The sequence below is a fragment of the Ewingella sp. AOP9-I1-14 genome, from assembly GCF_052375995.1.
GTDB classification, from domain to species: Bacteria; Pseudomonadota; Gammaproteobacteria; order Enterobacterales; family Enterobacteriaceae; genus Ewingella; species Ewingella allii.
The window spans coordinates 356,019-377,618 of the sequence record NZ_JBQSVA010000004.1 but is presented as its reverse complement, the minus strand read 5'-3'; the positions used below and the strand labels follow the sequence as shown (position 1 = coordinate 377,618).

General features: G+C 50.1%; 20 protein-coding genes and 1 pseudogene. 16 read left to right on the top strand and 5 right to left on the bottom strand.

Annotation, left to right across the window (positions count from 1 at the left end):
* Window positions 1-373: 373 nt before the first annotated feature.
* The 3 genes from zwf to ACT3RT_RS14340 all read left to right on the top strand — a co-directional run bounded on the left by zwf (window position 374) and on the right by ACT3RT_RS14340 (window position 3,383).
* Window positions 374-1,849, top strand: a complete 1,476-nt coding sequence (gene zwf / locus ACT3RT_RS14350) for a glucose-6-phosphate dehydrogenase (RefSeq protein WP_034790717.1) — start codon at window positions 374-376, stop codon at window positions 1,847-1,849.
* 10 nt (window positions 1,850-1,859) lie between these two features.
* A complete protein-coding gene (pgl, locus tag ACT3RT_RS14345) occupies window positions 1,860-2,555 on the top strand; it encodes a 6-phosphogluconolactonase (protein WP_485900736.1) in 696 nt (231 codons plus the stop codon).
* 186 nt (window positions 2,556-2,741) lie between these two features.
* A complete protein-coding gene (locus ACT3RT_RS14340) occupies window positions 2,742-3,383 on the top strand; it encodes a bifunctional 4-hydroxy-2-oxoglutarate aldolase/2-dehydro-3-deoxy-phosphogluconate aldolase (protein ID WP_353502159.1) in 642 nt (213 codons plus the stop codon).
* 80 nt (window positions 3,384-3,463) lie between these two features.
* Here ACT3RT_RS14340 and ACT3RT_RS14335 read toward each other — a convergent pair whose 3' ends face one another.
* Complete coding sequence (locus ACT3RT_RS14335; RefSeq protein ID WP_353502158.1) at window positions 3,464-3,808, bottom strand: RidA family protein; 345 nt, start codon at window positions 3,806-3,808, stop codon at window positions 3,464-3,466.
* A gap of 143 nt (window positions 3,809-3,951) precedes the next feature.
* Here ACT3RT_RS14335 and ACT3RT_RS14330 point away from each other — a divergent pair, with 143 nt between their 5' ends.
* The 5 genes from ACT3RT_RS14330 (at window position 3,952) to rnd (ending at window position 10,498) form a co-directional block, all read left to right on the top strand.
* On the top strand, window positions 3,952-5,865 hold the full coding sequence (locus ACT3RT_RS14330) for a DNA repair helicase YoaA (RefSeq protein WP_353502157.1): 1,914 nt from the start codon (window positions 3,952-3,954) through the stop codon (window positions 5,863-5,865).
* Between the two features lie 69 nt (window positions 5,866-5,934).
* Window positions 5,935-6,636 carry a tRNA (adenosine(37)-N6)-threonylcarbamoyltransferase complex dimerization subunit type 1 TsaB gene (gene tsaB, locus ACT3RT_RS14325; protein WP_496203207.1) on the top strand — a complete coding sequence of 234 codons (702 nt, stop codon included), beginning with the start codon at window positions 5,935-5,937 and terminating at the stop codon, window positions 6,634-6,636.
* A gap of 63 nt (window positions 6,637-6,699) precedes the next feature.
* Window positions 6,700-7,344, top strand: a complete 645-nt coding sequence (locus tag ACT3RT_RS14320; protein WP_496203206.1) for a Slp family lipoprotein — start codon at window positions 6,700-6,702, stop codon at window positions 7,342-7,344.
* A gap of 206 nt (window positions 7,345-7,550) precedes the next feature.
* Window positions 7,551-9,248: a long-chain-fatty-acid--CoA ligase FadD gene (fadD, locus tag ACT3RT_RS14315; protein WP_353502154.1), complete on the top strand. Its 1,698-nt coding sequence runs from the start codon at window positions 7,551-7,553 to the stop codon at window positions 9,246-9,248.
* A gap of 128 nt (window positions 9,249-9,376) precedes the next feature.
* Entirely contained in the window at window positions 9,377-10,498 is a 1,122-nt protein-coding gene (rnd, locus tag ACT3RT_RS14310; protein ID WP_353502153.1) for a ribonuclease D, read from the top strand.
* A gap of 335 nt (window positions 10,499-10,833) precedes the next feature.
* Here the strand turns inward: rnd and minE are convergent, their stop codons facing one another.
* Genes minE through minC form a run of 3 tightly spaced genes read right to left on the bottom strand, consistent with a single transcriptional unit; the run spans window position 10,834 to window position 12,633 of the window.
* On the bottom strand, window positions 10,834-11,103 hold the full coding sequence (minE, locus tag ACT3RT_RS14305) for a cell division topological specificity factor MinE (RefSeq protein WP_353502152.1): 270 nt from the start codon (window positions 11,101-11,103) through the stop codon (window positions 10,834-10,836).
* 3 nt (window positions 11,104-11,106) lie between these two features.
* A complete protein-coding gene (gene minD, locus ACT3RT_RS14300; protein WP_353502151.1) occupies window positions 11,107-11,919 on the bottom strand; it encodes a septum site-determining protein MinD in 813 nt (270 codons plus the stop codon).
* A gap of 24 nt (window positions 11,920-11,943) precedes the next feature.
* Entirely contained in the window at window positions 11,944-12,633 is a 690-nt protein-coding gene (gene minC, locus ACT3RT_RS14295) for a septum site-determining protein MinC (protein WP_034790690.1), read from the bottom strand.
* Between the two features lie 136 nt (window positions 12,634-12,769).
* Here minC and ACT3RT_RS14290 point away from each other — a divergent pair, with 136 nt between their 5' ends.
* From ACT3RT_RS14290 to ACT3RT_RS14275, 4 genes are all read left to right on the top strand, one after another.
* A complete protein-coding gene (locus ACT3RT_RS14290) occupies window positions 12,770-13,042 on the top strand; it encodes a YcgL domain-containing protein (protein ID WP_496203205.1) in 273 nt (90 codons plus the stop codon).
* Window positions 13,043-13,161: 119 nt separating this feature from the next.
* Window positions 13,162-14,316 (top strand): lytic murein transglycosylase, encoded by a 1,155-nt coding sequence (locus ACT3RT_RS14285; RefSeq protein WP_485900725.1) that lies wholly within the window; start codon window positions 13,162-13,164, stop codon window positions 14,314-14,316.
* Window positions 14,317-14,338: 22 nt separating this feature from the next.
* Window positions 14,339-14,995: a fumarylacetoacetate hydrolase family protein gene (locus tag ACT3RT_RS14280; RefSeq protein WP_353502148.1), complete on the top strand. Its 657-nt coding sequence runs from the start codon at window positions 14,339-14,341 to the stop codon at window positions 14,993-14,995.
* 122 nt (window positions 14,996-15,117) lie between these two features.
* A complete protein-coding gene (locus ACT3RT_RS14275) occupies window positions 15,118-15,567 on the top strand; it encodes a cysteine cluster protein YcgN (RefSeq protein WP_034790685.1) in 450 nt (149 codons plus the stop codon).
* 26 nt (window positions 15,568-15,593) lie between these two features.
* On the opposite strand, the pseudogene ACT3RT_RS14270 reads toward ACT3RT_RS14275, so the two are convergent.
* A pseudogene (locus ACT3RT_RS14270) lies at window positions 15,594-16,124 on the bottom strand (tyrosine-type recombinase/integrase); the annotation flags it as partial.
* 514 nt (window positions 16,125-16,638) lie between these two features.
* On the opposite strand from ACT3RT_RS14270, the gene ACT3RT_RS14265 reads away from it, so the two are divergent.
* From ACT3RT_RS14265 to ACT3RT_RS14250, 4 genes are all read left to right on the top strand, one after another.
* Window positions 16,639-17,649 carry a hypothetical protein gene (locus tag ACT3RT_RS14265; protein WP_496203204.1) on the top strand — a complete coding sequence of 337 codons (1,011 nt, stop codon included), beginning with the start codon at window positions 16,639-16,641 and terminating at the stop codon, window positions 17,647-17,649.
* A gap of 596 nt (window positions 17,650-18,245) precedes the next feature.
* A complete protein-coding gene (locus ACT3RT_RS14260; RefSeq protein WP_485900721.1) occupies window positions 18,246-19,556 on the top strand; it encodes a hypothetical protein in 1,311 nt (436 codons plus the stop codon).
* Window positions 19,557-19,569: 13 nt separating this feature from the next.
* Entirely contained in the window at window positions 19,570-20,523 is a 954-nt protein-coding gene (locus ACT3RT_RS14255; protein ID WP_485900719.1) for a glycosyltransferase, read from the top strand.
* Window positions 20,520-20,924, top strand: a complete 405-nt coding sequence (locus ACT3RT_RS14250) for a GtrA family protein (RefSeq protein ID WP_485900717.1) — start codon at window positions 20,520-20,522, stop codon at window positions 20,922-20,924. Before ACT3RT_RS14255 ends, ACT3RT_RS14250 begins: the two co-directional genes overlap by 4 nt.
* Window positions 20,925-21,600 lie beyond the last annotated feature (676 nt).

Here is a 21,600-nt window from a genome sequence, read left to right as displayed (position 1 = left end):
AAAAGAGGAAATCATGTCGGTTTGGTGAAAATATACTACGAGCAAACCGCGGTTGGCAGGAGCAAACTGGTGTAATTCAAGCTTTTATCACCAGAGTATGACCGAGATCTAAATTTCAATCTGGTAAATGGCTATCAGTTTTGTCATAAAATTACATACCTTCGGGTGATTTTTGAACGATTTTAACAACCATGACAAAATATGTGGTTTTAATTCATTTATTAAGGTCTTAGATCGAGGTTTACTGCTTACAACCGATCAGAGTACATTGTGGCTGAAATAAAATTACAATAGATACCCCGAATAAATCGGGTTGTGGGAATCGACCTGCAACATGAATTATGAGGGTGATTCCTGCACTAAGGAGAAGAACATGGCGGTAACCCAGACAGCCCAGGCGTGTGACCTGGTTATTTTCGGTGCTAAAGGCGATCTTGCGCGCCGTAAACTGTTGCCTTCCCTGTATCAATTAGAAAAGGCTGGCCACATCCATCCTGACACCAAAATCATCGGTGTAGGTCGCGCGGAGTGGGACAGAGCTGCATATGTAGAAGTTGTTAAAGAAGCTTTGACGACTTTCATGAAAGAAAAAATGGAGCCAGAGCTGTGGGAAAAACTCAGCGCTCGTTTCGAATTCTGTAACCTTGATGTCAACGACCTCAAGCACTTCAAAGTGTTGGGCAAAATGCTCGACCAGCAGAACCGCGCCACCATCAACTATTTCGCCATGCCGCCAAGCACCTTTGGTGCCATCTGCCGTGGTCTGGGTGAAGCCGGTCTGAACAAAGAGCCATCGCGCGTCGTGATGGAGAAGCCGCTCGGCACCTCTTTGGAATCCTCCCAGGTTATCAATGACCAAGTCGCAGAGTATTTCAACGAATCTCAGGTCTACCGTATTGACCACTATCTGGGTAAAGAAACCGTTCTGAACCTGTTGGCTCTGCGTTTTGCCAACAACTTGTTTGCCAGCAACTGGGATAACCGCACTATCGACCACGTGCAGATCACCGTGGCGGAAGAAGTGGGGATTGAAGGCCGCTGGGGTTACTTCGACAAAGCCGGCCAGATGCGCGACATGATCCAGAACCACCTGTTGCAAATCCTGACCATGATTGCCATGTCGCCTCCGGCTGACCTGAGCACCGACCGTATCCGTGATGAGAAGGTGAAAGTGCTGCGCTCGCTGCGCCGCATTGACCAGTCAAACGTGCGTGAAACCACCGTTCGCGGCCAGTACACCGCCGGTTTCGTGCAAGGCAAGAAGGTTCCGGGTTATCTGGAAGAAGAGGGCGCCAACAAGACCAGCGCCACTGAGACCTTCGTGTCTATTCGCGTGGATATTGATAACTGGCAGTGGGCTGGCGTACCTTTCTACCTGCGTACCGGTAAACGCCTGCCAACCAAATGTTCAGAAGTCGTGGTTTACTTCAAGAGCCCGGCACTGAACCTGTTCCGCGACTCTTACCAGCAGCTGCCTCAGAACAAACTGACCATTCGTCTGCAACCGGACGAAGGGATTGAGATCGAAGTGCTGAACAAAGTGCCGGGTCTGGAACACAAACATCGTCTGCAAACCACCAAGCTGGACCTGAGTTTCTCCGAGACCTTTAACGAGCAGCACATTGCTGATGCTTATGAGCGCCTGCTGCTGGAAACTATGCGCGGTATTCAGGCGCTGTTCGTGCGTCGTGACGAAGTGGAAGAAGCCTGGAAATGGGTAGACTCCATCATGAACGCGTGGGCAGCCGAGAGCGAAGCACCGAAACCTTACCAGTCTGGTACTTGGGGCCCGGTGGCTTCTGTTGCGATGATCACCCGCGATGGTCGTTCATGGAACGAGTTCGAATAAAGGGAAACTGATGGCCAATTTTGTCGAATTTTCCGGCGCGCTGGCGCTGACCCAAAACTTCGCCGGAAAGATTGCGGATGCGCTGCGTGAAGGCATCCAAGCAAACGGCAAAGCCAGTCTGGTGGTATCAGGGGGCCGTACGCCGGTCGACCTGTTCACGCTGCTGGCACGTCAGGAGTTGGACTGGAGCAAGGTGGTGATCACCTTGGCTGATGAACGTTGGGTCAGCCCGGACAATAGCGCCAGCAATGAAAAAACGGTGCGTAACAACCTGCTGCAAGGCCCGGCGCTTGCCGCGACCTTTATTGGCCTGAAGAACGATGCCGCGTCGCCGTTTGAAGGGGCATCCGCTACCGAAGTGGCGTTGCAGCAATTGCCGCGACCTATCGACGTGGTGATCCTCGGCATGGGCGATGACGGCCACACGGCGTCATTGTTCCCCGGTGCGGCAAACCTTGGCGAAGCCTTGAATTTGGCGTCGGGGCGCACCTGTCTGGGTATGACTCCGCTGACTGCCCCCTTAGATCGCATTACGCTGACCTTGCCGGTGCTGCTCGACAGTCGCAATATCTATTTGCATCTGAACGGCGAAGCCAAGCGCGATGTCTATGAGCGCGCTGAAAAGGGGACCGACGTGAATGAAATGCCGGTCCGCGCGGTGCTGAATCAACAGCAAACGCCGGTCAGCGTCTATTGGTCGGCTTAACAGCACTCTCTAAAACCGTTGCCTATGCAGCGGTTTTTTTATTTTGTTTTTTCAGATTTACTATCCCCAATCATTCGGCTGTAAAGTAGCTATGTGGTGTGGTCGGTAACCTGCAAACATGCAGGCCCTGTGGCAGGGGCGCGCCAACAATCACAACGATGCCTGCGGGCATGAACGGAGACAACGATGAAAAACTGGAAAACAAGCGCGGAACAGATCCTGACCTCAGGTCCGGTGGTTCCGGTGATTGTGATTAACAAACTCGAACACGCGGTGCCGCTGGCGAAAGCTTTGGTTGCGGGCGGCGTGCGGGTGTTGGAAGTGACTCTGCGCACCGCCTGCGCGGTTGACGCTATTAAAGCTATCGCCAAAGAAGTGCCGGACGCGATTATCGGCGCGGGCACGGTGTTAAACCCTGAACAACTGGCCGAAGTAACCGCCGCTGGCGCGCAGTTCGCCATCAGTCCGGGCTTAACCGAGCCGCTGCTGAAAGCTGCCAATGCTGGCCCAATTCCGCTGATCCCTGGCATTAGCACGGTGTCTGAACTGATGCTGGGTCTGGATGCCGGTCTGCGCGAGTTCAAGTTCTTCCCGGCGGAAGCTAACGGCGGGGTGAAAGCGCTGCAAGCTATCGCAGGTCCATTCCCGCAGGTGCGTTTCTGTCCAACCGGCGGCATCACGCCAAACAACTACCGTGACTACTTGGCGCTGAAAAGCGTATTGTGCATCGGCGGTTCATGGCTGGTTCCGGCAGACGCGCTGGAGTCCGGGGATTACGCGCGGATCACCCAACTGGCTCAAGAAGCCGTGGCGGGTGCTAAGCAGTAATTCTGCGACTTTTTCGCAGCCAATAAAAAAACCTCCCGCGGGAGGTTTTTTTGTCTTCATCATTTGGCGCTAAAAGCCAATTAACGCGCGGCGATGATTTTAATTTCAATCTTATATTTCGGGTTCATCAGGTTGGCCTGCACGGTGCAACGCACTGGCGCATTGCCCGGAGAAACCCACGCATCCCAAGCTTCGTTCATCGCTTTAAAATCTTCTTTGTGCACCAAGAACAGGGTGGCATCGAGGATTTTGCTCTTATCAGAACCCGCTTCTTTTAACACAGCGTCAATGATAGCCAGTGTCTCAGCCGTCTGCGCTTTGGCGTCGGCGTCCAGATTTTCCGGCACGGCGGTGTAATACAGGGTGTCATTATGGATCACGACGTCGGACATGCGCGGCTCGGGTCTGATACGTTCGATAGTCATTTAGGTACTCCTGTTTGGCATCTTTTTTAATGTTGCTAATAGGGTATCACAAAGGCTTATTGCAATGGACCGGCACAAGACGGTGGTAGAGAGGGGTAAGGATTGGCATAATCACTGCTGATCCGTACAGGTAGAGAGACAGCGTGATAGACGATTTTGCACCAGACGGCGCGTTAGCGCAGAAAATTGAAGGTTTTAAACCCCGTGAACCTCAGCGTCTCATGGCGCAGGCCGTCAGTACGGCTATCAAAAATAAGCAAGGTTTGGTGGTGGAAGCCGGTACAGGTACCGGTAAAACTTACGCTTATCTGGCCCCCGCGCTGCGCTCCGGCAAAAAAGTCATTATCTCCACTGGCTCGAAAGCCCTGCAGGACCAGCTCTATTCCCGCGACCTGCCAAAAGTCGCCACGGCGCTGAAATTCAAAGGCAAATTAGCTTTGCTGAAAGGGCGCTCCAACTACCTGTGCATTGAGCGTCTGGAGCAGCAATCGCTTTCCGGCGGCGAACTCGCCAGCCAGTCACTGAGCGATTTAGTGCATCTGCGCAACTGGTCGAGCATGACCGAAGAGGGTGACATCAGCACCTGCTCGGTGGTGGCCGAAGACAGCCATGTCTGGCCGCTGGTCACCAGTACCAATGACAACTGTTTGGGCAGCGACTGCCCGGCCTACAAAGACTGCTTCGTAGTGAAGGCGCGCCGCAAAGCCATGGATGCCGACGTGGTGGTGGTCAACCACCACCTGTTTATGGCCGACATGGTGGTGAAAGAGAGCGGCTTTGGCGAACTGATCCCCACCGCCGACGTGATGATTTTCGACGAAGCCCATCAGATCCCTGACATTGCCAGCCAATATTTCGGCCAGCAGGTGACCAGCCGCCAGCTGCTGGACATGGCGAAAGACATCACTATCGCCTATCGCACCGAGGTTCGCGACTCGGTTCAGTTGCAAAAGAGCGCCGATCGCCTGAGCCAAAGCACCATGGACTTCCGCCTAGCACTGGGCGAGCCGGGCTTTAGAGGCAATCTGCGTGACGTGCTCAATCAGCCCGCCATCCAGCGCGCGCTGCTGTTGCTTGATGACGCGCTGGAGCTTTGTTACGACGTGGTGAAGCTCTCCCTTGGCCGCTCGGCCTTGCTGGACGCGGCGTTCGAGCGCGCTACGCTGTATCGCAATCGCCTCAAGCGTCTGAAAGATGTCTCTATTCCCGGCTACAGCTACTGGTACGAATGCAACTCGCGCCACTTCGTGCTGGCCCTGACGCCGCTATCGGTGACTGACAAATTCAGCGAAATGATGACTGACAAACCGGGCGCGTGGATTTTCACCTCCGCGACGCTTTCGGTGAACGATCAGCTGCATCACTTTACCGAGCGCCTCGGCCTGAACGACGCCGAAACGCTGCTGCTCGCCAGCCCCTTTGATTACGCCAATCAGGCGCTGCTCTGCGTGCCACGCTTCCTGCCTTCGCCCAACGAGCGCGGCGGCTCGCGCCAGCTGGCGCGCATGCTGCGCCCGGTGATTGAAGCCAACAAGGGGCGCTGCTTCTTCCTCTGCACCTCGCACCAGATGATGCGCGAACTGGCCGAAGAGTTTCGTGCCAGCATGACGTTGCCGGTTTTGGTGCAGGGTGAAACCAGTAAGGGCCAACTACTGGCGCAGTTTGTCGAGGCGGGTAACGCCTTGCTGGTGGCAACCAGTAGTTTCTGGGAAGGGGTAGACGTGCGCGGAGAGGCGCTGTCGTGCGTGATTATCGACAAACTGCCCTTTACCTCGCCGGATGACCCTCTGCTCAAGGCGCGCATTGAAGACTGCCGCCTGCGCGGTGGCGATCCGTTTAATGAAGTCCAGCTGCCGGACGCGGTGATCACCTTGAAGCAGGGCGTCGGGCGTTTGATCCGCGATACCGACGATCGCGGCGTGATGATTATCTGCGACAACCGGCTGGTGATGCGCCCTTACGGCGAGGTATTTTTAAACAGCCTGCCGCCGACGCCGCGCACCCGAGATTTAGACCGCGCAATCCGCTTCCTGCAAGAGTCTCAACAGCAGAAATAGCGCCGCGCTTGTGTTAATATTCGGCCGCGAAAAAGGCCCATAACTTTTCTTTCCCGCCTGAGGTTTGGCATGTCCACACGAATTTTAGCAATTGATACGGCGACTGAAGCCTGCTCGGTTGCGCTTTACAATAATGGCGAAACCCTCGCTCATTTCGAACTTTGCGCCCGTGAACATACGCAGCGCATTTTGCCGATGGTGCAGCAGATCCTGTCCGAAGCCGGCTTGACGCTGAATCAGGTTGACGCGCTGGCCTTTGGCCGCGGCCCTGGCAGCTTTACCGGCGTGCGTATTGGCATTGGCGTGGCGCAAGGGCTGGCCTTCGGCGCTGAGCTGCCGCTGTTGCCCGTTTCCACGCTGATGACCATGGCGCAGGGCGCCTATCGCCTGACGCAAGCGACCCGCGTCTTGGCGGCGATTGATGCGCGCATGGGTGAAGTTTATTGGGGTGAATACCTGCGCGGTGAAAACGGCGAATGGCAGGGCGAGCAGTCCGAAGCCGTGCTGAAACCCGAGCAGCTGTTACCCCGTGCTCAGGCACTGACGGGGCGCTTTGCCACCGTCGGCACCGGCTGGCAAACCTACCCAGATTTGCTGGGTGAATCATCCGCTGTTGAATTATTTGATGGCGAAATGTGTCTGCCGCAGGCCGAAGATATGCTGCCTCTGGCGCTGAACATGTGGAAATCCGGCATTCGCGTCAGCGCGGAGCATGCCGAGCCGGTTTACTTGCGTAATGAAGTGACCTGGAAAAAGCTCCCGGGCCGTTAAGTTTTAGCAACTTGTGAACTAAATCGTGGTCAAAATTGTAGGTATGGTTCAGGAGTTCTCACAATGCGTAGGTGGTCGGCAGTGCAACAGTTTTCTGGTTTTAAATGTTCTGTTTTTCAGTCTAAACGCCTGGCACTCAGCGCCATCGGCTTAAGCGTTTTGTTGCTGTCCGGCTGTGTTACCGTGCCTGCGGATATTCGCGGTACCACGGATACACCGCAGATGAATCTGCAAGTGGTGCAGGGCGCGCCGCAGCTGTATGTCGGCCAAGAGTCGCGCTTCGGCGGTAAAGTGGTCAGCGTGACCAATGAGCAGAACAAAACCAAGCTTGAAATCGCCACCGTGCCGCTGGATGAAGGCGCGAGACCGATTCTGGGCGCGGCATCGGTGGGGCGCATTCACGCCTATGTGAACGGCTTTGTGGATCCGGTCGATCTGCGCGGCCAACTGGTCACCGTCGTCGGGCCAATAACCGGCGCGGAGAAGGGCACCATCGGCCAGTCCTCTTACAATTTTATCACCGTGGACGTGAACAGCTACAAACGCTGGCGCCTGTCTCAACAGGTGGTGATGCCGCCACAGCCGATTGGCCCGTGGGGCTACTACGGCCCGTATAACTCGCGCTGGGGCAGAGGCTTTGGTCCAGGCTGGGGACCGGGCTGGTATGACCCACAACCGGCTCGTGTAGAAACCTTCGTGACCGAATAACTAAGCAGTAGAGTAAGACTTTAAAGGCGACTCTGGTCGCCTTTTTCTTTTTTGGGCCATGGAAGCCCACAACAAATTAGTGACAAGCCTCTCAACCTCAACATTGTTTGAACCGCAACTGGTAAGCTGAGTTAAAATATTGTTACAGGCATGATAAAACTCGTCATATTGAGATGGCAGCAGCACATTATTGCAGGAGTGATACCTTGGAAAAGGTCTGGCTAAAACGTTACCCTTCTGATGTTCCTGAGAACATCGACCCGGATCGCTATAGCTCATTGGTCGAAATGTTCGAAAACGCTGCCCTGCGTTTCGCGGACAACCCGGCCTTTATCAATATGGGCGAGGTGATGACCTTCCGTAAGCTCGAAGAGCGCAGTCGCGCTTTTGCCGCTTACTTGCAAAATGAGTTAGGGCTGAAGAAGGGCGACCGCGTTGCGCTGATGATGCCTAACCTGTTGCAGTACCCGATTGCCCTGTTTGGCGTGCTTCGCGCCGGGCTGGTGGTGGTCAACGTTAACCCGCTTTACACCCCGCGTGAGTTAGAACACCAGCTGAATGACAGCGGCGCGTGCGCCATTGTCATCGTGTCCAACTTTGCCCACACGTTGGAAAAGGTGGTCTACAAAACCCAGGTTAAACACGTAATTTTGACCCGCATGGGCGACCAGCTCTCCGCCGCCAAAGGCACGCTGGTGAACTTCGTGGTGAAATACGTCAAAAAGCTGGTGCCGAAATATCATCTGCCAAATGCCATCTCATTTCGCAGCGTCCTGCAACAGGGGCGGCGGATGCAATATATTAAGCCGGATGTTATCAACAGCGATTTGGCTTTCCTGCAATATACTGGCGGCACGACCGGCGTGGCCAAAGGCGCGATGCTGACCCACCGGAATATGCAGGCCAACCTCGAACAAGCTAAAGCCGCCTATTCTCCGCTGCTTAAACCCGGCCATGATTTAGTGGTTACCGCGCTGCCGCTCTACCATATATTTGCACTTACCGTGAACTGCCTGTTGTTTATTGAAATGGGCGGCCGCAGCCTGCTTATCACCAATCCAAGGGATATACCCGGAATGGTGAAAGAGCTGGCGAAATATCCATTCACCACCATCAGTGGTGTGAATACATTATTCAACGCGCTGCTCAATAATGAAGATTTCCGCGAACTGGATTTCTCCACGCTGCGACTGTCTGTGGGCGGCGGGATGTCGGTGCAGAAGTCAGTGGCGGATAAATGGGAAAAACTCACCGGCAAGCATCTGCTGGAGGGTTATGGCCTGACGGAGTGCGCGCCGCTGGTGGCGGGCAACCCTTATGATTTGAAACATTATAGTGGCAGCATTGGTTTGCCGGTGCCATCGACAGAGGTGAAGCTTGTCGACGATAATGGCCAGGAAGTGCCTTTCGGCGAGCCGGGCGAGCTGTTAATTCGCGGGCCACAGGTGATGCTAGGCTACTGGCAGCGCCCCTCAGCGACGGATGAAGTGTTAAAAGATGGCTGGCTCTCAACCGGCGATATCGTTACAGTGGACGAGCAGGGCTTTTTACGCATCATTGATCGTAAAAAAGACATGATTCTGGTCTCCGGTTTCAACGTCTATCCTAACGAGATTGAAGATATCGTTTCCCAGCATGAGAAAGTGCTCGAAGTGGCCGCTATCGGCGTGGAGAGTGAATCATCCGGGGAGATCGTCAAGATCTGCGTCGTGAAGAAAGATCCGTCGCTGACCAGCGAAGAGCTGCTGGCGCATTGTCGACGCATGCTGACGGGTTACAAAGTGCCGAAGATTGTTGAGTTCCGCGATGAACTGCCAAAGTCGAACGTTGGCAAAATTCTTCGTCGTGAGCTCCGTGATGAACATAAAAAACCTAAGCCAGACGCAAAGCAGAGCGCGGCCTAGCGAATTAGGTTCATCATACGCAGATTCCCACGACGCCGGCTAAGTCCGGCGTCGTTACGTTTTACGCAATAATATCCATCCTTCGATTGACAGTCAGAAGGCGGGTATATGATTAAGAGAATCAAAGTTTGAACTATCAGTTGATTACCACTAATGACGCGCTTGCGCAGGTTTGTTTGCAAGCTCAGGCTCATAGCCAGATTGCCCTTGATACCGAGTTCGTCAGAACCCGCACCTACTACCCGCAGTTAGGGCTGATCCAGCTGTTTGATGGTGAAACGCTGACCCTGATTGACCCACTGCCGATCACCGCGTGGCAGCCCTTTATTGACCTGCTGGTGAACCCAAACGTGGTGAAATTCCTCCATGCAGGCAGTGAAGATCTCGAAGTATTCCTCAACGCTTTTGGCGTGCTTCCCGTTCCGCTGATTGATACTCAGATCCTCGCGGCGTTCAGCGGTCGTCCGCTCTCTTGCGGCTTTGCACGTTTAGTGGCGGAAACCACGGGCGTTGAGCTGGATAAAAGCGAGTCGCGCACTGACTGGATTGCCCGCCCGCTGAGCGAAAAGCAGTGCGTATACGCGGCGGCCGACGTGTGGTATCTGCTACCACTGGCCGAGCAGTTGATGCGTGAAACGCAGGAAGCGGGTTGGATGGACGCCGCGCTGGACGAGTGCCTGTCGCTGTGTCGCCGCCGTGCTGAAGTGTTGCAGCCGGAGCAGGCTTATCTCGACATCACCAATGCTTTCCAGCTACGTCCGCGCCAACTGGCCTGTTTGCAGAAGCTGGCGTCATGGCGTTTAACACAGGCTCGCCAGCGCGACCTGGCGGTGAACTTCGTGGTGAGAGAAGAGAATCTGTGGCAGGTGGCGCGCTATCAGCCGACGTCACTGGGCGAGCTGGAAGCATTAGGCCTGAGCGGCCCGGAAATTCGCTACCACGGCCGTACGCTGTTGGCGCTGGTGGCCGAAGCCAATGCTATGGACGAGCAGGAGCTGCCTGCGCCATTGTCGAGCCTGATTGACCAACCGGGCTACCGCAAGGTGTTCAAAGATATCAAAGCGCTTATTCAAACCGTGAGCGAAGAGAGTGGCCTGAGCGTCGAGCTATTAGCCTCAAGACGCCAAATTAACCAGTTATTAAATTGGCACTGGCAGTTAAAAACCAAAGAAAGCGAGCCGGAAATTATTAGCGGCTGGCGCGGTGATTTGTTAAAAACGCGCTTGCTGGAAATCCTCAAAGATTATTAAAACCCAGCAGCTGATAAATAAGCAGCCGTGCTTTGGGATAGCGTTTGAGATAAATCACAAATTAAAGAAGGGCAGACCGGTTCTGCTCTTTTTTTATTTATCGAGAAACGTATTTTTAGCGGAATGAAAGAGAGGGATATAACACAAATTAGGTTCAGCAATTATTGCAGAATAGGGCAGGGTTAAGTGAGTAAGAATGGGACAACTCTCAATCGAATTTTATGGAATATTAACAGCGGACAAGAGTAACTTGTATAAATATACAGTTACCCCCTGACGAACAGGGGGCAGCTATTTTGAAGCAAACGCCTTCAAACAGAACATGTCCATCTCTGTCATTTAGGCGCTTCTTCCGAGTCCGGCAGCGTCACGTTAAGCTCAAGTACCGAGATATCGTCACCTTTCTGTTCAAACTGCACGTTGAGCATTTCAGGGTCAATCTGAATGTACTTACAGATGACCGCTAAAATATCACGCTTCAGATCTGGCAGATAGGCGGGTTCACTGTCCCCGCGGCGTCGCTCTGCTACGATGATCTGTAGCCGTTCCTTGGCTATATTGGCTGTCGGCTTTTTACGGGACAGAAAGAAATCTAACAAGGCCATGGTTTATCCCCCAAAAAGGCGTTTCAGGAAACTCTTCTTCTCTTCCTCAATAAAACGGAACGCACGTTCTTCACCAAGCAAACGGCTGACGGTGTCGTCGTACGCCTTACCTGCGTCAGATTCCTGATCCAAAATGACCGGCTCGCCTTGGTTAGACGCGCGCAGTACAGACTGATCTTCAGGAATAACGCCGACCAACGGAATGCGAAGGATTTCAAGCACATCCTCCATGCTCAGCATGTCACCACGGCTTACACGGCCTGGGTTGTAGCGAGTCAGAAGCAGGTGTTCTTTGATTGGATCTAAGCCTTTCTCAGCGCGGCGGGATTTTGAAGACAAAATACCTAAAATGCGATCGGAGTCACGTACAGAAGAGACTTCTGGGTTGGTGGTGATCACAGCTTCGTCAGCGAAATACAGTGCCATCAGAGCACCGGTTTCGATACCAGCGGGTGAATCACAGACCACGAAATCGAATTCCATGTCGTTAAGGTCGTTAAGAATTTTCTCTACGCCTTCACGAGTTAATGCGTCTTTGTCACGGGTTTGGGAAGCAGGAAGAATGAACAGGTTGTCAGTGCGTTTATCTTTGATAAGCGCTTGATTCAACGTGGCATCACCTTGGATCACGTTAACAAAATCATAAACAACGCGGCGCTCACAGCCCATGATCAGGTCAAGGTTACGCAAACCGATATCGAAGTCGATAACAACGGTTTTTTTACCTTTTTGAGCTAGACCGGTAGCAATGGCTGCGCTTGAAGTGGTCTTGCCAACGCCCCCTTTACCCGATGTAACAACTATAATGCGTGCCATGAAAGGATTCCTTGTCAAAAGGGCTTAGTTTAAAGGTTGTATGGTTAACACGTTATCTAACAGGCTGAGGCGGGCTGCCTGTCCATAATAGTCGGACGGGATTTGGTCACTCAACCAGTACTGCCCTGCGATAGAGACTAGCTCAGCCCCCAGGTGCGTGCAAAATATCTGACAGTTTGCATCACCTGCGGCACCGGCCAGCGCACGGCCGCGCATCATGCCATATATGTGGATGTTACCATCGGCAATAAGTTCCGCACCGGCGCTCACACTGCTGGTCACAATGAGATCGCTGTTACGGGCATAAATTTGTTGGCCAGACCGGATAGGGGTACTAATGATCCGAGTTTTCGCTGGCGCATTGTCTGGTACAACAGGAGCAGGCGGCTCGGCGGCTACGCGTTGGGCACGGCCTTCACTCAGCAGCGGCAAGCCGGTGCGAGAGATGGCGCGCTTTTGGCGCTCGTCTTTACAACCACTGATGCCCACAACGCGAAAACCAGCAGAAGCGACAGCCTGTTGAATGTCTTTCCAGTTCGCTTCGCCAGTCAGCGCAGCGACGTTGATAACAACAGGGGCATTTTTCAGAAAAGCAGGAGCTTGCTCCACTTTTTCTTGTAACGCCTGATAAATAACCTCAGGTTGTGAACTATGTAAATGAACAACCGATAAGGTAAAACTGCTGCCTTTTAGTTCTATTGGCGATTGTGACATCTATCCTGACTCAGTCTCAGCAACTTTTAATCCCCGGAATACCACTCGGGGGGCGATATTCCGATGTACGTTAAGCATGTTATAGTTACAGTTATATCTAGGCAAGCCACCGTTTCAATAAATTAGAGTTAAAAAAATGCTTTGTGCGATCTATAGAAGTACCAAACGTGACCAGACTTACCTGTATGTCGAAAAAAGAGACGATTTCTCTCGCGTTCCTGAAGAATTATTACAGGGTTTCGGCCAACCGCAGTTCTCAATGTCGATTAATCTGGGGCAAAGAGAAAAGTTAGCCACCGCCGATATTGAGAAAGTAAAACAATCACTCCTCGAGCAGGGCTATTATTTGCAAGTACCACCGCCAATGGAAAGTTTATTGAATATGCATCTGCAAAACGGCGAAAAATAAAGCGAATACTGTCCTTCTGGGTAGGTTTTTGTAAATTCAGAGCTGTCGGGTTGCATTCATCTTCTGGCTCATTCAGGTTGTAAACAACGTGTAAGTGCTTTGATAAAAGGAACAGATTGATGAAATTGTCGGTACTGGCTGTGCTTATTACCAGCGTAACGCTGAGTGGTTGTGCTAAGGAAAGTGTTGCTACCCCCGCGTCTCCGGCGGCCCAAGCGCCTGCGGCTCATGCTCCTGCCGCAGAGAAGCCTGCGAAAACTACGTTGGCCGAGCAGGGGCGTGACCCGGCTGAATTTCCAGGCTACGTTGAGCAACTGAAAACTCAGGCTCGCCAGCAGGGGATTAGTCAGGCGACTATCGACAGCGCCTTTGCCAATGTGCACTTTATCGATCGGGTAATTAACTCCGACCGTAACCAGCTCGAAAAGAAAATTACCCTCGACGATTACCTCAAGCGCGTTCTGCCTGAAGCCAAAATCGAGCAGGGGCGAATCAACTACCAGCAAAACCTGCCTGCGTTAACTCAGGCCAGCCAGCGTTACGGCGTGCAGCCGCAATACATCGTTGCGCTGTGGGCTATGGAAAGCAACTTCGGCAAGATTCAGGGTAAAGAGGATGTCTTCTCGGCCCTCGCCACCTTGGCATTTGAAGGCCGCCGCGAAGCCTTCTTTACTAAAGAGCTGATGTCGGCATTGAAAATCGTCGATTCCGGCCACGCAACCAGCGACATGATGAAAGGCTCGTGGGCGGGCGCCATGGGGCAGTCGCAATTTATGCCGTCCTCCTATCTAAACTACGGTGCTGATGGCGACGGCGACGGCAAAATCGATATTTGGAACAATACCGACGACGTCTTTGCTTCCACCGCTAACTACCTGTCTACCGAAGGCTGGAAAGCCAATCAGAGCTGGGGACAGGAAGTGAAACTGCCTGCCGGCTTTGATGCCAGCAAAACCGGCCTGAAGAACAATCAGATGCACCCGGCCAGTTATTGGCAGCAGCAGGGCGTGACGCAGGTAGATGGCAGCCCACTGGCTTCTAACGCCACCCGCGCATGGATTATCACCCCGGATGACCTTCAAGGCCGCGCCTTCCTGGTCTATGATAATTTCCGCACAATAATGCGCTGGAACCGTTCGACCTATTTCGCATTGAGCATCGGCATGATGGCAGACGCCGTCACGCAACAATCACAGGCTGCACCAGCTGAGCAAAACTCAGATCCGGCTGCGACCTCTCCGGCGCCGACGGGGCGTAATCCCTTTGGCGGCTGACTAACACTTTCAGGAGCTTCCCATGTATCAACACCGTGACTGGAATGGTGCATTACTTGATTTTCCGGTGAATAAAGTGGTGTGTGTTGGCAGTAACTACGCCGACCATATTAAAGAGATGGGCAGTCAGGTTGCGCCCGAGCCGGTGCTGTTTATCAAACCAGAAACCGCGCTCTGCGATATTCGCCAGCCGATTGCCATTCCGCAGAACTTAGGTTCGGTGCATCACGAAGTGGAATTGGCGGTGCTGATCGGCACGCCGCTCAAGCAAGCCAGCGAAGATCGCGTGGCCAACGCCATTGCCGGTTACGGCGTTGCGCTGGATTTAACCCTGCGTGACCTGCAAGCAGGCTTCAAGAAGGCAGGGCAGCCATGGGAAAAAGCCAAAGGCTTCGACGGCTCTTGCCCAATTAGCGGTTTTATTCCGGTCAGTGAGTTTGGGGACGCCCAGTCGGCTGATCTCCAGCTGATTGTCAATAATGAAGTGCGCCAGAGTGGCAACACGCAGGATATGTTGACTAAGATCCTGCCCCTGATTGCCTATATGAGTCGTTTCTTCACGCTGCGCGCGGGAGATATTATTCTCACCGGTACGCCACAGGGCGTCGGCCCGATGGCCGGCGGCGACACTATCCAAGTCGCGGTTAACGGCAAGTCGGTGACCACTCGCGTTATTTAGCGCTTTCTGATCTACCTCAATACAGTGGGTCGCCCGGAGACATTTCGGGCGGCTTTACTTGCATCTCTGCACTAAAGTGTTTATATAAGCCCCCTCATTTTATACTTGAACCGGATGCCACCATGACTGAACCCAACTTTTGGCAGAAAAAAACGCTGCCTGAAATGACCGACGAAGAGTGGGAAGCGTTGTGCGACGGTTGCGGGCAATGCTGCCTGCACAAGCTGATTGACGAAGACACCGATGAAATCTATTTCACCAACGTGGCCTGCAACCAGTTAAACATTAAGTCCTGCCAATGCCGTAATTACGAGCGCCGCTTCACGCTGGAGGAGGATTGCATCAAACTCACCCGTGAAAATCTCACCACCTTCGACTGGTTGCCACCAACTTGCGCGTATCGCCTCATAGGCGAGGGTAAGCCGCTATTCCCATGGCACCCGCTGCTGCATAAGTCATCCAAATCCGCCATGCACACCGAGCGAATTTCCGTGCGTTACATCGCTGTGCGCGAAGATGACGTCGAGGACTGGCAGGACCACATCTTAAATAAGCCTAGTTGGGCGAAGTAACTAATTGAAGTGATTGAAGAACTTCATCACTGTGATATAGCGCGGGGCATATACGGGGCATCACCCGTAAATCCTGTGTTTAAAATGTCCATCTGATTGCTGTTGTTCTCACTCATCCATTTTCCGTAAACGCTGTACACCATCTGCGCTGAAGTGTGCCCCATTTGGTTTGCTACAAAATTGGGGTTCGCCCCGGCGCTCAATGCCCAACATGCAAAAGTGTGCTTTGTTTCGTAAGCTTTGCGATGACGAATGCCAGCCTTTTTCAAGGCAAAGTTCCACGTTCCGCTAAACACGCCTGGAGAGTACCATTCTCCACCTTTTCCATTTCTTGCAGATAGGCGAGCGGAGAATACGAAGGTGCAATCATCTTTTCGAATTCTGCCAAATTCTCGAAGGTGAACATCTACCTTTATTTGCTTCCCCATCCACGTTAAAGCCATTTGCTCCTTCAGCGGCTCGATAGCAGAGTTCGTCAACTTGATAGTTCTGTTGCCGCTCTCTGTTTTTGGTGGCGTGAAGTGATTAATAACGGCCATATTTCGGGTGATGGTTAACTCTGACGGAACGACCGGTATTACTGCGTCAGAATACAGTGACGAAATGTACAACTACGTAATTTCTGAATAGAAAGCATCCTAGCCAGCTAGCCTTCGGGTTGGGTTTTTTATGAAAAAAATATGGTCACCACACCTACCAGCAATCCATTTCCTTCTGTAAAGCCGCAAGACCTTAAGTTCAACGCCGGAAAAATTGACGAATTTGTTAATTCAAAAAAGCTGGACATACACAGATCGCTTTGGGGTTAACAGATACACCATTGAGGGTATGAACTACCTTGCTCAGCAAGTAATGGCAGCATTTGGCTATGTAACGCTATAGGGGGTCACATTCACTACCGGCGCGACACTTGGTAACCCAAACGAGGTTCTTTTCAACTCAGCAGATAGTTCATATTACAAATAGACTGGGTCATTTGCTTCGGGGGGAAAAGTCGTACCAGCTAACGCTACCCCCGCCTCATCTGGAGGGGGGAGAGCTGGCAAGTGGTTAAATGTAGGCGACTCAACATTGCGTTCGGATTTAGCAAGCGGGGGCAAAGCCGGCCTAGTTGGGCACAAAGAAACAACGGTAGAGATAGCTTTAGACGAGCTTGAAAAAACACTGAATAAAGATGGGCTTAATGCCATTGGCCGCTTCCTTAATCTAGCAAGGTTACGAGCATTCCCGCCTACTACGCTTGGTGATATTGTCTACCTAGCATCAGCAGCAAGTACTCCTGTCTCTGATGTTCACTATGGTGGAGGGAGATTTCAGGCCGTAGCAAAAGGAACTTTGGTTGATGACGGTGGTGTAAATATTGTCCCAGTCGATGGCGCGCTATCATGGAAGAGAATAATTGATGGCGGTTTTTATTCATTAGGTTTGTTTGGTGCGAAACCTGATGGCGTAACTGAATCTGGTGACAAAATATTAAATGCCATGAAATTTGCAAGAGCCAATCGAGTTATTATGAATGCCTCTGCTGAAAAATATCTCACACGTACCAGCATTCCCATTTGTAAGAATAGTGACCTTAAAGGGGGAGGTGTTGGGGTTACAACAATCGCAAGAACAACAAATGATAAATACCATGTAACAAATGGAAAGGATATAGATGTTTTTGTTCTTTTATTTGGCGACAATATGGATGTTGATGATTATACCGCTGACTGCGAGTATGCCACGCTTAGTGGAATAATATTTATTAGAGAAGGACTAACAGGCCGGAGTAATAATACTTGTAACTGGCTGTGGCCCCCTCGTCTCAATGTGTCTTCTTATTACGACATTAGGTTGGAGTGTCCGCATATTGAAGTATGTTTTGAGGAGGAGTGGTTTAATAAGATGCATGCGCACATTGTTGGCTTGGGCGTCAAGCAGTTTTATGGAGTGTACGGAACAAAGCTTAGGAATGATCGTTATTTGCCATCTGGGACAAGTAACGATATCTGTATTGGAGTAACAAATTATCAAATTGGACACTTTCTTGCTGGTATGCAGTACACGACTCTAACTTGTTGTACCTGCGACAATTGTTAGTCAATGCTAGACGTTGGAAAAACAAAAGCGACGGCATATAATTTCATAAACTCCACCGGAATCACAATGAACTCTTGTGACTCAGAGGGGGTTGCCGGAACTGGGCTTTCATGCGTAATGACTGCGGATTATGATTATGACTGTACTATTGTAGTTAAAATATATCAGGTAATGATTGAGTAAAGGAACCCATTAGTAGCATCCACCCTGATTTACAGAATACAGAACGAACATTTAACAAAAAATATTTCTGTTATTTTTAATGCATGCAACATCAAAAAGACAGATCACTTTCCAATCAAACAGTCGGTTTTGTTGGTGGGGAAAATACCTATCTCAATAATATAGGAAGTGTAATCGATCAGCCAAATGTGTCCGGAGGAGCAGTATTTAAATCGCTATAAACATAAGCCCTGAGACGGGCTTTTATTCATAGTGATTCTTTGTGTCTTTTTTAGGGGATATGAAGCTAGATTCCTATAACCACAGTTTTTTTACAGCGAATCGTTATACATCTTATGCCAGAAAGTTGCCAAGATTATGCTCTTGTGGTAACTTTCAACGCTTACTTTGTCAAATTTTAATAAGACAACTAAATGTTAGTATCAAAATTTTGCAAGAATAATGTGTTTTCGCAGTCTATCATAGCTCTACTTGGGCTAATAATTACTTTACGGGCGTTCTTCCCTGGCTTGATAACTAGTGACTCATTAGACCAATACCAGCAAGCAACTAGCTTCATTTTTAGTGATTGGCACCCACCGATGATGAGTTTTATCTGGGCATTAACTAATGATTGGATACCCGGCCCCTTTGGTATGTTATTGCTTGATTGTATTCTATACTGGGGGGCATTGTTGCTACTGTCAATATCTATCCCGGCAGAAAACCGAAAAATATCAATAGCCGTAATGATTTCCGGCTTCATGCCATTCACAGTAAATGCACTTAGTCACATAGGGAAAGATGTGCTTCAAGCAGTGGTTTGGCTTTTCGCTGTTGGAGTTATTACAGTATTATATTCTCGCGGAGAGATTAGGAAGAAGTATTTAATTTTATCTGTTGTTTTGCTATTTATAGGAAACGCTCTTCGCTTTAACGCCATATTTGGTTTGTTGCCGTTAGTATGGCTCCTCCTACAGAAAATAAATATTAGTGCATGGAGAAAATGGTTAATAATCCTCATCATTTTTCCTTTGCTAACCATTTTATCGACAGCTGCTTTCAATTATGGATTTTTACACGCATCTAAATCTAGGGTTTATCAGTCATTGGTCGTTTTCGATATAGGTGGTATCTCGCACTTCTCCGGTAAAGATTATTTCGGTGAGTCGTGGGGTAATAATGAAAGTGAAAAAGTTATTACGTCTTGTTATGAACCAAAAGCATGGGACACTTATGCTTGGGGGAGCTGTAGTTTTGTTCTCAATAAATTGCAACAATCTGGTTCATGGACTGATGGATCATTAATGAAAAAATGGATTTTTTCACTTGCCCATGAGCCCGGTGCGTATCTAAGACATAGATATGAAAACTATATGGAATTTTTATGGCATCCAAATGCAATTTCGGATGAGCAGATGGTAAGTAATGCTTATGGATTTAAATATGAAATGACTGGGCTCTTTAGAACACTACAAATGTCCATTAAGCCACATGAGAATATGTTCGTATTTAAGCCGGGCTTCTGGTTAATGGCATCACTTATATTTTCTATATATGGTCTTTTCATGCGAAAGGAATTCTATCGGGATGTGTTTATTGCTTTGAATTTATCAAGCTTATTGTATCTGCTTGGGTACTTTTTTGTAGGGGTTGCGTCCGAGTTTAGGTACGCTTACTGGTCAATTCTTGCTACAACAGCAAGTTTTCCATTTATTTTACTGTCATTAAAACTAAAGAAATAATGGTGAGGTTAGTATGTATTACCGTGGTCAACATGTGGCATTAATCGTTCCCTGCTACAACGAAGAGGCAGCGATAGAATCCGTAATTCACGGATTTCGTGATGCCATGCCGGAGATTGATGTCTATGTTTTTGATAACAATTCAAGTGATCGTACTGCGCTTGTTGCTGCCAGTGCTGGAGCAAGAGTAGTCTCTGTTCAACTTCCTGGAAAGGGGAATGTTGTGCGCAGAATGTTTGCTGATGTTGATGCTGACATCTACGTGATGGTAGATGGGGATGCAACTTATGATGCAAGTGCCGTTCAGTTCCTTGTTGACAAGCTTCTTGATAACCACCTCGATATGGTCGTCGGGTGTAGGGAAACGAAAGAAGAAATTGCAGGGGAGGCATACAGACGTGGCCACCAGTGGGGTAATTTTTTACTAACTCAAAGCGTTGTTAAAATTTTCGGTGGAAACTTCACTGATATGCTTTCAGGATATCGGGCATTCACGCGTAGATATGCCAAGTCTTTCCCGGCGCTTTCTAATGGTTTTGAAATTGAAACAGAACTGACAGTTCATGCGTTGGAACTTCGCATGCCATATGGAGAGGTAATGACAGCTTATGGAGCGAGACCAGAGGGCTCTGTAAGCAAGCTGTCTACATACAAGGATGGATGGAGAATATTAAAGACAATAGGCCGTCTATATATTAGTGAGCGTCCATTTTCCTTCTTCGGGATTTGCGCTTTGGTATTAGCTTTAATTTCGCTTTTATTAGGATTCCCACTATTGACGCAATATTTGCAGGATGGCCTTGTGCCTCGACTGCCAACCGCTGTTCTTGCGGCCTCGATCATGATGTCGGCTGCACTATCATTTGTTTGTGGTTTAATTCTCGACAACGTGACTAGAGGGCGACATGAGATTAAACGGCTAGTCTATCTAGGGATTCGTCGGCCACAGCCGGACGAAGAAAGATGAAGAAGGCACTAAGAGAGTTTTTTTACTTTGGGATTAGTGGTGTTTTGGGTTTTTTGGTAGATACCGCGATGCTTTACTTTCTCAAAGGGTATTTGGGCCCCTTTATCGCTCGCATTTTTTCATTTTTTTCGGCGGTAGTAGTTACATGGCTATTTAATAGAGCTATTACTTTCAAAGAAAAACGCTCTGGAATGAAGCCTAAAGCAGAATTTTTATCATACTCGCTACTTATGCTGTGCGGCGGAATAATTAATTATGCCGTTTACTCTTGGCTTATTTCTGCATATGAAATAGCGCTAGATAATCCAGTGATTGGTGTTGCTGCAGGGAGCATTGCAGGTATGACGGTCAATATGGCGACGTCGAAATTTATCGTTTTTCGGAAAGACAAAGGCGCATAAATTATATTTTGGCCATTTACCTGATGAATAAAAAAGATTGTATGATCATTAATATTCCAGGGTTTTAATGGATTTTTCCTACGAGCTTAGCCCTCTAATGCAGAGGGCTTTTTATTTCTTGGATGATATCTTCGGAATAAAAGTATACATGCTGGAACGCTCCCACCTCATAACTTTCTTCCCTTGCCGATCAGAGGCATAACAGAAACGTCGCTGGTCGGGCTTTCCTACTCATTTCGTTCGTGATTAAACTGTGCATATAAACAGTGTTTGTGGGGTGGGTTATGGCTAGACGTTATGAAATTGATACAGCATTCAAAGCTACAATCAAGATCAGTGAGAAGGGGCGGCACACAGTCGCCACTGACGATTTCTGCGCTGAGTTGGAGAAGGTCAATTGCCGCTGAGACCTAAAGGAGGCCAACCGTTGGATCGAGATGTGCGTAAGTACATTACGTGACGTTTTAGAAACAGACGGAGAGCATCGCGTTTTCATGATTTTCAATCCAAATGGAGGGCGTTGATAGGGGCTCTCCATCTCCAGCAGCTGACTACGCAACCAGTCGACTAATTCCAAACGATGCCTGTCGCTGGACAGATAAGCCTGGTCAGTACCTGATGCGCTCCGCCACATCAAGCTGGCGAGCCGGCATTGAGAAAGACGCATTGCTAATAA

Excerpts from the sequence above, each read along its gene's own strand:
- zwf (WP_034790717.1), top strand. The coding sequence starts at position 374 with ATGGCGGTAACCCAGACAGCCCAGGCGTGTGACCTGGTTATTTTCGGT.
- pgl (WP_485900736.1), top strand. The coding sequence starts at position 1,860 with ATGGCCAATTTTGTCGAATTTTCCGGCGCGCTGGCGCTGACCCAAAAC.
- ACT3RT_RS14340 (WP_353502159.1), top strand. The coding sequence starts at position 2,742 with ATGAAAAACTGGAAAACAAGCGCGGAACAGATCCTGACCTCAGGTCCG.
- ACT3RT_RS14335 (WP_353502158.1), bottom strand. The coding sequence starts at position 3,808 with ATGACTATCGAACGTATCAGACCCGAGCCGCGCATGTCCGACGTCGTG.
- tsaB (WP_496203207.1), top strand. The coding sequence starts at position 5,935 with ATGTCCACACGAATTTTAGCAATTGATACGGCGACTGAAGCCTGCTCG.
- ACT3RT_RS14320 (WP_496203206.1), top strand. The coding sequence starts at position 6,700 with ATGCGTAGGTGGTCGGCAGTGCAACAGTTTTCTGGTTTTAAATGTTCT.
- minE (WP_353502152.1), bottom strand. The coding sequence starts at position 11,103 with ATGGCCTTGTTAGATTTCTTTCTGTCCCGTAAAAAGCCGACAGCCAAT.
- minD (WP_353502151.1), bottom strand. The coding sequence starts at position 11,919 with ATGGCACGCATTATAGTTGTTACATCGGGTAAAGGGGGCGTTGGCAAG.
- minC (WP_034790690.1), bottom strand. The coding sequence starts at position 12,633 with ATGTCACAATCGCCAATAGAACTAAAAGGCAGCAGTTTTACCTTATCG.
- ACT3RT_RS14290 (WP_496203205.1), top strand. The coding sequence starts at position 12,770 with ATGCTTTGTGCGATCTATAGAAGTACCAAACGTGACCAGACTTACCTG.
- ACT3RT_RS14285 (WP_485900725.1), top strand. The coding sequence starts at position 13,162 with ATGAAATTGTCGGTACTGGCTGTGCTTATTACCAGCGTAACGCTGAGT.
- ACT3RT_RS14280 (WP_353502148.1), top strand. The coding sequence starts at position 14,339 with ATGTATCAACACCGTGACTGGAATGGTGCATTACTTGATTTTCCGGTG.
- ACT3RT_RS14275 (WP_034790685.1), top strand. The coding sequence starts at position 15,118 with ATGACTGAACCCAACTTTTGGCAGAAAAAAACGCTGCCTGAAATGACC.
- ACT3RT_RS14260 (WP_485900721.1), top strand. The coding sequence starts at position 18,246 with ATGTTAGTATCAAAATTTTGCAAGAATAATGTGTTTTCGCAGTCTATC.
- ACT3RT_RS14255 (WP_485900719.1), top strand. The coding sequence starts at position 19,570 with ATGTATTACCGTGGTCAACATGTGGCATTAATCGTTCCCTGCTACAAC.
- ACT3RT_RS14250 (WP_485900717.1), top strand. The coding sequence starts at position 20,520 with ATGAAGAAGGCACTAAGAGAGTTTTTTTACTTTGGGATTAGTGGTGTT.